The following is a 12,903-nucleotide window of genomic DNA, read 5'->3' on the forward strand; positions in this document are numbered from 1 at the left end:
AATATAAGAGGGAAATACAATCGCTTCATAAACTTAAAAGTACTGTGTTTTATTCAAAAAAATAATCTAATAGGGTGTTTTTTTATTTTGAAAGAATAACCTACAATGTATTCCATAAAAAAACCCTTCAAAATCAAAAAGATTAAGAAGGGCTTTCGTACTCGAGGCGGGACTTGAACCCGCACGGCCCAAAGGCCATTGGATTTTAAGTCCAACGTGTTTTGATGCAATATGACTCTAAACGTACTGAAAAATAGCATTTTTACTCAAAAAACCATTCAAGAAGAATTAAAAAAGATCATATAAAAACATTATTTGTTGTACCTATGTTGTACCTGAATTTCGTATCTTTATATGAAAGAACTATGATATGGCATCAAGTATAAAGATAACATTAAGAAATAAACCAAACAAAGATGGACTTTTTCCCATCGCAATTCGGATTACAAAAAACAGAAAATCCACATTTATTTACACAGGGCATTACATAGATAAAAAGCATTGGGATTCAAAAAAGACTAATGTGCGAAAATCACATCCGAACTCTGTGCGTCTTAATAATTTGATTGCGAGCAAACTTGCTGAAGCTCATAAAACACTGATTGATCTGCAAGCCAACGATAATGTTATTTCCTCTAAACAAATTAAAAATCAAATCTCAAATCCGTTAAGCTCGAAAAGTTTTAATGAAATCGCAAAAGCCTATATTGAAGAGTTAAAGACAAATAATAAATTAACACGCATGGCATCTGATCAAGTCAGAATTAATCATGTTATAGAGTTTTCAAAATCGAATGATTTACAGTTTCGTGAAATCGATGAAGAATTTCTAAGACGCTTCATGTCTTTTTTAAAAGTAAAAAAAAGCAATTCTCAACGCTCTATCGTGAATGCGCTTGTGGTTATTCGTACGCTTTATAATCGCGCCATAAAAATGGGTGTTATTGAGCGTAAATTTTATCCTTTTGGACGTGATAAAATTCAAATAAAATACCCTGAAACTGAAAAAATTGGACTATCAGCTCGTGAAGTTGAAGCCATTGAAATGCTCACCGATCTTACGACGCAAGAACAACACACTCGAAATGTTTGGCTGTTTAGCTTTTATCTTGCTGGTATGCGCGTTGCTGATGTTTTAAAAATAAGATGGAGTGATGTTCATGATGAACGACTGCATTATCGCATGAATAAAAACGAAAAAATTCTTTCACTAAAGTTGCCAAAGAAAATATTTCCTATCCTCGCTGTTTACGAAGTTGACAAAAAAAGACCGCATGATTTTATTTTTCCAGAGATGAAAAAAGCTGATCTTAAAAACCTACAAGATGTTTTAGCAAAGACAAAAACCGCGACAAAAAAGTTTAACAAATACCTAGTCCGCCTTGCCGAAAAAGCTGAGATTAACAAAAAGCTTACCATGCATATTGCACGCCATACATTCGGCAACATTTCCGGTGACAATATCCCCATCCAGACACTGCAAAGACTTTACCGTCATTCGTCTATAACAACAACAATAAATTACCAAGCAAACTTTATTCATAAAGATTTTGACGAAGCACTGGATAAAGTTGTGAATTTTGGAAACTAAAAATAGATTTTTTTAATTATCTCCATGAAGACCTAAAAACTGTATTTGGTTATAAAGCGAATTACATACATAAAGAAGCTGACGATACGCTGACATGCTTCTGAATTCTTAATTAAATTAAGACTGAAAAAGTTGTAAAAAGGAGTTATTCAACACCTATTTTTTTTAAGTTAATAATTAGTTCAGTTGTGGTTTTTTTATACGACTCTTCAATATCTTTAAGTAAAATTTCATACAACGAATCAATTCTTCTTGCACATTTGGATAACTCATTTAATAACTTTTTTTCTTCGTCGCTATATCTAGTATCATTAGTTATGAGATACTTCAGACCCTCTAACGGATTAGATAGAAAATCAAAAACTACATTTATTTGACCTTCCCAGCCAGAATTATCATGCATGAAATTATATAAATTCATCAAACATTCATCAAATACATGAATTACTTTTTCAAACTTTTTCAAAGTTTTACTTGTATCTTTTTTTACAGTAAGCTTATAATGATTTACATATAATTCTTTTGGGTAAGGTTTTTTAAAATCAAAATCCGAAATACATTGACCTAAGACCTTTTCAATAAACTTTTTTAAATCTTTTTGTAAACTTTTTATGAATGCCTTCCATAAGTCAAAAGCATTGTCAGGGTCAAAACTTAATGCTTTTTCTTTCAAACCATCATAGTTATCAAATTTAAGATACTTAATAATAGTAAGATCCAAATACTTATCGGACACCTTTCTTATTTTCTTAGACATATCATCAAGTATATCATCTAATTCCTCCATTTTTATTTTATTTACTAATTAAATAATTCATTGCTTATACAACTTCTTTACAAGTAAATAAATTTACGTAATTTCCTATATTAAAAAGAGTTTTAACTTAAAAAGTTAATTAACAATTCTTAAAACACTATCTTTATTACTATGGAAGTAATATGCCTAGAAGACAAAGCATTTCATGCGTTATTGGATGAAGTGGTAGCTCGGGTGCAGGAGCAAGTGCCTGTTGCGCGGCTTGATAAATGGATATCGGGAAGTGAGGCGATGCAGATGCTTCGGATCACCTCAAAGACCACGCTTTTAAATATGCGCAATGAAGGAAAAATACGATATAGCCAGCCGCAGAAAAAGATCATTTTATATGATCGTTTATCAATCGAAGACTATTTAGAAAAAAACGCTAGAGACACCTTTTAAATTTCACATCTATGGAAGAAATCAACGAGCCTTCACAGCAATTTATAGAAGGATTTAACAAAGGTTATGTTTTGCGAGAACATAAACCAACACTTGCGCTTAGTTTAAGCCAAACAAAATTCCCTGATAGTGAAAAAGATTTCCAAACTGGATTTTTGAACGGTATTGAGCAAAAGGAAGCGGAACTTAGGAAGGTAAAATCCAAAAACTTCACCTTTAATAAGTTAAGGAACAAATATAAGGATGAGTTAAATCTTCACGACAAATCCAAAGATAAAGACATGGATAGAGAATAATACTTTAAACCAATTATATTTATGGGGCTTTTCAGTAAAAGAACTTCTTCAGACGCGCCAAACGATCTTAACAGTAAATTAGACACGGTTTTATATGAAGTGCCAGGCACCGATACCGAAATCACTTGGGCGGATGCGGTTGAGTCAACCTTAATAGTAGGTTCGACGGGCAGTGGGAAAACAAGTGGCCCTGCGCGTCATATTGCAATGGCGATGCTGAAACAAGGATTTTCCTTCTGTGTTTTGTGCGCAAAGAAAGATGAAAAGCAACGATGGATTAAATATGCGCAAGACGCTGGGCGATCTGATGATCTTATTTTATTCGATAGAGATAACGACTTACAATTTAATTTTCTGGACTACGAAATGAAGCGTGACGGCGAAGGTGCCGGTGATGTTTTTAATGCCTCAAATATGCTTGTAAATTTGAATGAGCAAATCCGTATTCTACAATCAGGTAGTAGTCAAAATGATGAAAAATTTTGGGATAATTCGCTGCGTAGACTGATCAGCAGAACCATCTCACTTTTGAAATTCACAAATCAAAATATTGATATTTACAACATCCGAAGAGTTATTGCTGATAGTCTAACAAGTGAAGACATCGAGCTTTATGATAAAATAAAGTCAAAAATCACGACACAGGAAAACATTCCCGAACAGGATAAGAAGAATGCACAGGAAAACCTATTTGCAATGATTGAAGGGAATTATTTTGTTAAGCTTTTAGAAATTTGCGACAAGCTAAACTTAACAGATGATCTTTCGATTACACTTCAATATTGGAAAAGAGAATTTGCTAATTTATCTGAAAAAACACGCTCAATTATTATTGAATCTGCACTAGGAATTATTGAACCGTTCTTGGTTGACGGGATATTAAAAAATCAATTCTCTAAAGGGTTAAGTCCTTATTTAATGCCTGAGAATATCATTAAAAATAAAAGCGTCGTTATAGTCGATTTTTCAGTGAAAGAATTTGGATTCTCTGGTACAATAGCTAGTTCTATCTACAAAATTTCATTTCAATCTGCGATGGAGCGCAGAGATGTTTCAAAAGAAGATGACCCAAAGCCAGTAGCGTTCTTCGTCGATGAATATCAAAATTTCTGTTATCCATCTAAAGATGCTTTATTCCAAGCCACCGCTAGAAGTTCATGGGTCGCAACCGTTTATATAACGCAAAACCTCAACGGCATAATTCAGGTCATGGGGAGTAATAATGCACTTGCCAGAACCAAAAGCTTGCTCGGTAATATGAACCTAAAATATTTCGCCAGTAATTCAGATTACGATACCAATAAATGGGCGAGCGATATGATCGGTGAACATTGGATGAATATAGATAATTTTAATATCGATGGAAATGCTAAAATAAAAGGTAAAACTCAGCGGTCAGAGCGCAGACGTAAAGTAGAAATCGATGATTTCACAACACTAAAGACTGGACGTAAAATCAATAATTTCGAAGTTGAAGCCGTTGTTTTCAAGGCGGGTAAATTATGGGGTGAAGATCAAGATAATTACGCCCTGGCGACATTCAAACAAAAATAAATCACAGATTAAAATCAGAACATGCTTACCATCACGCGCTCGCATAATTCTATGGCGGCGACAGACTATTTCACCAATGGTCTGTCGAGTGAGGGTTATTATCTGGATGGTGACATCAAAACAGTATGGTCTGGCAAAGCGGCAAAGCTTTTGAATTTAGGCGGAAAAATTGTTGAGAAAAATGTGTTTGCTAACTTGGTTTCTAATATAAACCCAAATACACAAAAACGCCTGACCGTTCGTAATGTAGAAAAAAGAAGAGCAGGGTTTGATTTAACTTTCTCAGCCACCAAATCTATATCTATTTTATATGCACTAACAGGTGATAAAGATATTCTGCGCGCACATCAAAATGCCTATCAAAAGGCTATGCAAGCTGTAGAAGCTGATGCACAGACACAAGCCAATATTGGCGATGAAAGGGTCTATCAAAATACAGGCAATATCATATATGCCGCCTTTGATCATTTTACTTCCAGACCGAGTGAAATCTTAGTAGACGGAAAAACCGAATTTATATCTGATCCACAATTGCACACACATTGCTTCATTCCAAACGTGACATGGAACGCCGAGAAAAAACGTTTTCAAGCTTTTGAAATTGGAAATATCCATAGATTGGCAAATTACTATGAAGCTATATATCATACATATTTATCAAAGGAATTACAAAGGATCGGTTTTTCTATTGAGCGTAATGATACGCGTTATGAAGTTGCAGGCATATCAAGAAAATTGATTGAAAAATTTTCCAACCGTACAGCCACGATTGACAAAATTGCAAAAGAGAAAAACATCACTGATGCTAAATCCAAAGCGAAACTTGGCGCATTATCGCGTAACTCCAAAGCCAAAACCATTAGTGAAAATGAATTGTTAAAGCATTGGAAAAATCGTTTATCTAAAAAAGAATTAAGCGATCTACAATCTCTAAAACATACGCCGCAACTACAGGAAAAACCAATCACCGTCAAAGATGCAATTGACAGAGCCATTGCACATTTTGAAGAAAGACAATCCGCTTATCAAGAAAAACGCGTATTGGCTCAGGCCCTAACTTTAGGATACGGCCACTTATTACCTGAACATGTTCAAGTCGAACTTAACGCCCGTGAAAATATCCTGCGCGCCGACATTGATAGTGTCACCTACATCACAACACATGAAATGGTGCGCGCTGAAGAACATATGATCCGTCTTGCCACGCAAGGGAAATCCTCCGTCTCCCCTATTCATCAAAACTATAAAATCAAGCAAGGTTTTTTAAATGAACAGCAACAAGCGGCTATTCAAAAACTACTAAATTCTTTCGATCAAGTGAATATATTGAAAGGCTTTGCTGGCGTTGGAAAAACATCATCCCTTATTGAAATCAATGAAGCCGTTCAGCAAAAAAACAAAAAGCTCATTGCACTCGCACCTTCATCACAGGCGGCAAAACAACTCACTAAAAAAGGCTTTGAATCTGGTACAATTGCAGGGTTTTTAATCAATGAAAAAAAGCAGGAGGAATTAAGAAATAATATTCTATTGGTCGATGAAGCAGGTATGGTCGGTGTAAAAACTATGACGCAGCTTTTGGAACTTGGCGAAAAATATAACGCCAAGACAATATTATCTGGAGACATCGCCCAGCACAATTCGGTTGAATTTGGAGACGCGCTGCGCATTCTCGAACAAAAGGCAAAATTGCAAACCGCACGCATTGACAAGATAGTTCGTCAAAAACCAAATGAATATAAAAGAGCGGTTGAATTGCTCGCCAATGGACAAATCCGAAAAGGATATCAAGCACTTGAAAAAATGAATGCGATCAAGGAAATCCCAGAGCATGACAAACGCATCGAGGCAATCGCTGATGGATATATAAATTCTATTCAATCCAAGAAATCGGCGCTTATCATATCCCCCACCCACAATGAAGGTGATATGATTAACAACGTCGTGCGTCACAAATTAAAACAGAAAGGTATTATTAAAGGAAAAGAGAGAGAATTTACCACACTTAAAAATCTCTCTTTTACCGACAGTCAAAAGCTAGATACAAAGCTTTATAATGACAATCAAATCATCCGTTTTATCAATCATCAAAAGGGCGGATATAAAGCCGCTAAACCTTATGAAGTGCTACCATCAAAACCCAATCAACCTATTCAAATCAAAGACACCGATACAGGAGAAATTCTACCCCTACCCCATCAAAAACCACATAATTATAATGTCTATAAAAAAACTAAAACACAGCTTGCTAAAGGCGATTCAATCAGACTTACACAAAATTCTGAAACTATTGAAGGCTCAAAAATGAATAACGGAATGGTTTATAACATTGAAGGTTTTACCCGAACTGGTGATTTAAAACTCAGCAACGGTAAGATCATTCAAAAAGATAATGGTCATTATAAACACGCTTATTGTGAAACTTCATATTCTTCACAAGGCAAAGATGCGCAGCACGTTTATGTTTCAATGTCTGATTTATCTTTTGGCGGTGCATCGAAGGAATCTTTTTACGTGTCAGTTTCCAGAGGTAAAGAAAAAGCCACCATTTTCACAAGTGACCGTGATGCACTTAAATCATCCATCCATAAATCCAATAGGCGCCAAACCGCACAAGAAATTGCAAGTAAGGAAGAACAACGAAGAAGGGAGCTGGAGAAAAAGAAGAAAATCTATAGGCAAACTATAGATAAAGCTTCAAAAAAACAGCTAAAAAATACAAAAGAACAAGGAAAATCACTTGAATAAATAAAATAAATTTCAAGGAACACTTGACTTTAATATAGAAAAAACCTTATCTTACTAACATTATAATTTAAATACAAATGGTAACAAAGCCTCGTCTTTCCAAGAAAAATAGAGTGGTTGCAAAAAAAAGAATGCAGAAAAAAACCTTAACAGAGATATTTGAAGAAGAACCTGATTCATATCCCGAAAGTATCTTATTTCAAGATGGGTTAATCGATTATATCGAAGACACTGTGTGGAATGAAGAACCACATAAATGTTCAGAACAAAACAAACGTAATATAGAGGAGATTCTAGATTCTCACTCTAGCCAAGCAAAAATATTGGATCCTCTTATTGAATTAGAAGTTAAAAACGGTATGGGATCATTGAGGATGCAAAGAAATGATGCAATTGCTAACTCTCGAAAAATTTATAATAACTTTATTAAAAAAGAAATTTAGGTTTTAGAAGTTTTTTAACCAACTATTATAATACCTAAAGATATTGATTTTACCAATTCCTAACAATTCTGCAACATACATTAATTTATTTTTTGATATATTATTACCATATTTTTCAAAAAATATAACACTCGAACGGTAGTCTTGATTATTTTCTCTGATTGAGCTTAGAGCTTCTCCAACGCCACCAACATTTATCCCTGCGGCAATAGAAATTTCCTTATAACTCTTACCTTCTAAGTGCATAGTAAGTATTAACAATCTCTTTTCAGTCAATACTCCTTCAAATCCTTTGCAAATTATATCTATTGAAATATCTGTGTTTTTTTCAACTCTAAACATATCAAATGCAGTATAAGGGTCTTCTTGCAATTTGTAAAAATCATCTTTCTCAGATTTTTTTTCATTTTTGTAATACTTACTATTAAAATATTGGCAAGTAAGATTATTGGCTATTTTCCCTGCATATCTTTTAATACACACATCAATAGGATCGTTTTTATATTCTTTTACGTTTAGTATTTTATTCTTAATATTTATATTAGATAGCACTTCTAGCAAACAGTCTTGGAGTAAATCTTTCGCAAGATCATGGTCATAGTTACATCGATATAAAATAAAATCCCACAAGACACCTGTCAAACTCCCATCATTTATAATGTCCTTGAGAATTTCTTGATGCTTTAAAGATTCTATTTTGGTATGGTTGTTGTAGTTTTTCATTTAGAAAACACTATGAATTAAATAGTTGATCATCTGAAATATACTAATTATATGTTAATAATCCTACAATTTTTGAATAAACTCTTCAAAAGAACAAATTATATCGCCGTTTTATATTTTTTTTCACCGAAAATAGTTAAATTTAAACATCTAGTTTAAAACGAAATGGAAGAAAAACATAAAATTGATCCTGAATATATAAGATTGCTCAACTCACAATTGCACAGAAAATATCCAGAAAAAAAAATAAAAGACTTTAGAAAGATTTTTGATATTGGACCTACAACCTACCACAATTTGTTTAACAACTTTGATGGTGTTAAAAGAACAGTAAATCATATTGCCTCAAAATGTGAATTTACATCTTATGATGATTACCTGTTGCGAAAACCTATTTTAACAAACATTAAAAAAACTATCCTAAAAGATGGAGGTTTTTGGGTTTCATATTGCTTCACTAAAGATAGAAGATTGTATCAATGCATTTGGGAATTTAAAGAGAAGAAAAGAGAATATTCTGATGAAACATATATTGAAGCATTAAGAGATTCTGATGATTTTAAATATAAAGGTGAATTGACCATTAATACTGATCTAACCTTAAGTATACAAGTTAAGACAAATCCAAACTACAAAATAGACTATTTTTCAATATTTTCAGACGATAAAGAAGCTACTTTATTAGAAAACTTCTCATTTATGACTTGTGATGCAAAAGCGATACGAGGTAGATCGTCTTTTACAACTCTCGAAGTTTTTGCAAAGTTACCTTCAAATCATAATCTTTCATTTAAAAGAATATATGATGAAGCCATCAAGATGAATATCGGACCAGATGGTGTTCCAACTAATCCAGCATATTTGGCTTTTAATTATCTAACCAGATATGTATCTAAATCAAGACGAAGTATTGACAATTTCATTATAAATCAAAAACCTAAACACAGCGGCTATTTAAACTATAAGCAAGAAATTCATATATCCTGCCCAGTAAGTTTTATTGAAGAGCGTGAAGACTTCGATTATTTAAAAAATATAACTGACAGTATAATTAAAGTATTAATTGAAGACTACAACTTTCATGAAAACAATATTTATTGTGAAATTTCTGAATATGATAGTTTCGATAAAATAAATAAAGATGATAGGCATCTATTTTTTAAATCTCGTGAGCACATAAATGCTACCCATTACATCGGATTACTTCCTAAAAGTCTGGAGAAACGAAATTCTGGTGTATACATGGAAATATACTTTAGGGTACTAAAAAAACTACCCGCAGTAATATTTGTTGAAGATCGCAAAAATCTTCCATCTCTGCTTCGTGGATTGTTAGATGCAAATCGTAAACCTATTAATATCAATTTTAAAGATTATGAACTTTCCGAAGTTGCAAATTACATGAAAGCATCTAAAGATTATTTGTTCCAATTCTCCTTATAAATTACCAAAAAAAACATTTTTTTTGAAAAAAGTGAATTTTCAAAGCTAATAAAATCGGTTTTCTAGAATATATATGTAGAGAGTGTTAATTAATGAGCACTCGAAAACATATTTATTAACTAAAAAATCGTAGTGATGAAAAAATTACTTAAACGCCTAGGATTACTGAAAGACATTCATTTAGGCACTCAACCATCCATTGATCTAGTTAAATATTATCGAGAGTCAGAAGAAGACCTTCGTAAAAAAAACCGTAAGGATGCAATCAATGCAAAAGCAAAAGGCATTTCGGAAGAAGAGCAAATTAAGACTGCAAAGGTAAAAGTTGAAAATTTGAAAAGCACTTCAAAAGCTTACTATGCCGATGAGGAAATATCTTCTACTCAAGAACTAGACAATATTGAAAAAGAGTTAAAGGATCGAGAACAAAATTTCGACGAAAATGTGGAAAGTGATATTCAACAATCTTCTTCAAAAAATGCTCAAAAAGTAAACGATCTAGAAAGAGAAATTGAAAATGATAGTAATAATGTTCCAAAGCTTACTCGCGAAACGGAATTATTAGAAGAAGATCATCCTCAAAAACCTATCATAGACAAAAATAAGGTAAAACTGATCAAATTCTTTGTTATCATACTTGCTGTCGTATTAGTTTTCATAGGATACAGTTTGAACAGAAACTTTTTTTCTATGATCATTGGAAGCTCAAGTGCAGCAATTATTATTAGCGCAATCTTTGGTTTATTGGATTCTTGGGTCGCTCATAAAATTGGAAGTCATTTAGCAAATAAAAATTCTAAAATGGCAAAAACCTATATTGTTACTGGAGCTTTTTTGTTGTCAATTGTATTTATTGGTCAAAACGCTGCTTTAAAGCAAGAAGAAAAATATGACAACATATTTGCAACTACTGAAATCACAGATGATTTATTTGAAGTACAAATAGAGGATGATTCCGAAATCGGAACGGATCTTTTAAGAGCAGGTTTTATTTGTTTTTTATTTATTCTATCTGCGGCAACTGGTTATGAATACCAACAGTACAAAACAAAATTATTGCCATTTGATACGATTAAAGAAATTCAAAACGAGCTCAATTCTACAAAACAAAGAATTGCAAAAAATACTGGTAAGAAAAAAGTTCTTCAAGAAAAATTAAGAGCAAATGCCAAAAAGGAAAGAACCAGTGAAATCCAGCGTCTGAAAAAACAAGCACAAGCAATTCAATTAAAAAAATCCCAATTAGTACCACAAAGAGATCAGGACATTACATCATTAGAAAATCTTGAAAAATTAATGATTGCTGATGTCAAAAAAATTTACTCTAACCAAGCATAAAACAACAATAAATTATGAAAACTAAAACTTCATTCCCGTCAATTATTATGGTAATTATGTTTTTACCACAAGTAATTCTAGCTCAAATAGTAGACATTCTATTAGTTAAAGACACTTCTAGTAGTACTCTAATTGAGGCTCCTAATTTTAGTGGAAAAAAAGTATTATTAAGTATTATCAAGCCTTTGGATTTGATGAACTCTAAATATGGTGTGAGTTTCACAGTATGTACTACAGGAGAAACAGGAAATCCAGAGTACTTTACAGCAGAATTAAAACCCTATAATTCTTGGAAAACTTCAAAACTAGATCGCTATAAAGACATCAAGGTTTTTCTATCAAAATCTCTTAATCTTATTACAAAAATTTCAGAAAAAAAGAACGAAGAAAGAGCATCAAATATCTATCGTAATATTCACCACATTGTTCACACAGGCTTAAAAAGTAAAGCTGAAAAAAGATATGTAGTCATTTGGTCTGATTTTATTGAAAGTAGTGGAGTCGATAATTGGTATACAAATTACAGAAATAATCCATCCGATATACTTACTAATTATGATAAAATTGTAGAAAAATTTGAAACTGATCTTGCATGGTCAAAAACACCTGAAAATACTGAAATATGCCTTATCTCAAGAGGTTATACAGAAATAGGAATTATGGCAACAAGATGGTGGAAAAAGTACTTAATCAGCAAAGGAATTAATACAGAAATCAAGGCATCCTTTTAACTAAAAACAACAGTCAGAGCGTCCATTTAGGGCGCTTTGACCAAAACCAACCGTAATCATGAAAGGGAAAGAGAAAAAACAAACCGTAAAGACTGTAAAGACGGAATGCAAGTTTGGAGACTACGCTATTTACGCAGCTATCAGAGATAGTAAGTTTTTCAGCATATTGTTTAGAAATTATAAAGCCGCACTCATCATGTTACTTCTGAAATGGTTTGTACTTGCAAAAGGTATTTACAACTATTGCTTTTGCAGCGTTTTCAGAGATAGACCTGGTATTAATCAATTTGGTTTATTTATTTCTACTATATCCTGTCTTTACTTAATTTCATATAAATCAGAGCATATTCATTTCTTACTAACTGGATTTGGCATACCATATATTTTTATCAGCATGTCATGGAAAAGCAGCGATGAAATCTTAGATATGCTCGTATGGGATACTAACTCAGCTTTTCTTCAATGCTATTGTGTTTTGGTGATCCTATCATCAAGCATCAATATTGTAAAAATGCTTTTGGGAAAAACGAATATGACAGAGTTATCAAGCCGTGGAACATCTAGAATTTATCTTGGTTTAAAGTGGCTTTGCAAAAAATACAAAATCACAAAGTTTAAACCGTGCAGACAATTCATCGAAGGACCTATTGAATGTATTTTATTAATCGTAATAGCAATATCCCTATGCCAATACGATTTATACGCTGCCGCATTTTTTGGATTTATGGCATTTAGCGAAATATCTATTCAATTTGCAAACCGAGAAGCGACACTAAAAAAATTAGAACTCATTCAAGCTGGTTCAGGCACACCATTATCTACCTAAACATGTAAA

At 32.8% G+C, this 12,903-nt stretch carries 12 protein-coding genes; 10 read left to right on the forward strand and 2 right to left on the reverse strand.

Annotation, left to right across the window (positions count from 1 at the left end; all coding sequences use genetic code 11):
- Nucleotides 1–370 precede the first annotated feature (370 nt).
- On the forward strand, nt 371–1,591 hold the full coding sequence (locus tag ACRBBL_RS06190; protein ID WP_431368152.1) for a phage integrase SAM-like domain-containing protein: 1,221 nt from the start codon (nt 371–373) through the stop codon (nt 1,589–1,591).
- A 145-nt stretch (nt 1,592–1,736) separates the two neighbouring features.
- Here the strand turns inward: ACRBBL_RS06190 and ACRBBL_RS06195 are convergent, their stop codons facing one another.
- Nucleotides 1,737–2,378: a hypothetical protein gene (locus ACRBBL_RS06195; protein ID WP_431368153.1), complete on the reverse strand. Its 642-nt coding sequence runs from the start codon at nt 2,376–2,378 to the stop codon at nt 1,737–1,739.
- Nucleotides 2,379–2,519: 141 nt separating this feature from the next.
- Between ACRBBL_RS06195 and ACRBBL_RS06200 the strand changes: the two genes are divergently transcribed.
- The 5 genes from ACRBBL_RS06200 (at nt 2,520) to ACRBBL_RS06220 (ending at nt 7,833) form a co-directional block, all read left to right on the forward strand.
- Nucleotides 2,520–2,792 carry a helix-turn-helix domain-containing protein gene (locus tag ACRBBL_RS06200; RefSeq protein WP_431368154.1) on the forward strand — a complete coding sequence of 91 codons (273 nt, stop codon included), beginning with the start codon at nt 2,520–2,522 and terminating at the stop codon, nt 2,790–2,792.
- A gap of 11 nt (nt 2,793–2,803) precedes the next feature.
- Entirely contained in the window at nt 2,804–3,088 is a 285-nt protein-coding gene (locus ACRBBL_RS06205; RefSeq protein ID WP_431368155.1) for a hypothetical protein, read from the forward strand.
- Nucleotides 3,089–3,109: 21 nt separating this feature from the next.
- Nucleotides 3,110–4,642, forward strand: a complete 1,533-nt coding sequence (locus ACRBBL_RS06210; RefSeq protein ID WP_431368156.1) for a type IV secretory system conjugative DNA transfer family protein — start codon at nt 3,110–3,112, stop codon at nt 4,640–4,642.
- Between the two features lie 21 nt (nt 4,643–4,663).
- Nucleotides 4,664–7,390 carry a MobF family relaxase gene (mobF, locus tag ACRBBL_RS06215; RefSeq protein WP_431368157.1) on the forward strand — a complete coding sequence of 909 codons (2,727 nt, stop codon included), beginning with the start codon at nt 4,664–4,666 and terminating at the stop codon, nt 7,388–7,390.
- A 131-nt stretch (nt 7,391–7,521) separates the two neighbouring features.
- The gene (locus tag ACRBBL_RS06220; protein ID WP_431368158.1) at nt 7,522–7,833 is read left to right on the forward strand and encodes a hypothetical protein; all 312 of its coding nucleotides are present in this window, start codon (nt 7,522–7,524) and stop codon (nt 7,831–7,833) included.
- 3 nt (nt 7,834–7,836) lie between these two features.
- Here the strand turns inward: ACRBBL_RS06220 and ACRBBL_RS06225 are convergent, their stop codons facing one another.
- Nucleotides 7,837–8,556 carry a hypothetical protein gene (locus ACRBBL_RS06225; RefSeq protein ID WP_431368159.1) on the reverse strand — a complete coding sequence of 240 codons (720 nt, stop codon included), beginning with the start codon at nt 8,554–8,556 and terminating at the stop codon, nt 7,837–7,839.
- A 165-nt stretch (nt 8,557–8,721) separates the two neighbouring features.
- Here ACRBBL_RS06225 and ACRBBL_RS06230 point away from each other — a divergent pair, with 165 nt between their 5' ends.
- The 4 genes from ACRBBL_RS06230 (at nt 8,722) to ACRBBL_RS06245 (ending at nt 12,894) form a co-directional block, all read left to right on the forward strand.
- Entirely contained in the window at nt 8,722–9,999 is a 1,278-nt protein-coding gene (locus ACRBBL_RS06230) for a hypothetical protein (protein WP_431368160.1), read from the forward strand.
- A 135-nt stretch (nt 10,000–10,134) separates the two neighbouring features.
- A complete protein-coding gene (locus tag ACRBBL_RS06235; RefSeq protein ID WP_431368161.1) occupies nt 10,135–11,337 on the forward strand; it encodes a hypothetical protein in 1,203 nt (400 codons plus the stop codon).
- 14 nt (nt 11,338–11,351) lie between these two features.
- On the forward strand, nt 11,352–12,068 hold the full coding sequence (locus tag ACRBBL_RS06240; protein WP_431368162.1) for a hypothetical protein: 717 nt from the start codon (nt 11,352–11,354) through the stop codon (nt 12,066–12,068).
- A gap of 58 nt (nt 12,069–12,126) precedes the next feature.
- Entirely contained in the window at nt 12,127–12,894 is a 768-nt protein-coding gene (locus ACRBBL_RS06245) for a hypothetical protein (RefSeq protein WP_431368163.1), read from the forward strand.
- Nucleotides 12,895–12,903: the final 9 nt, after the last annotated feature.

The organism is Kordia sp. (genome assembly GCF_050633145.1).
Taxonomy (GTDB): Bacteria; Bacteroidota; Bacteroidia; order Flavobacteriales; family Flavobacteriaceae; genus Kordia.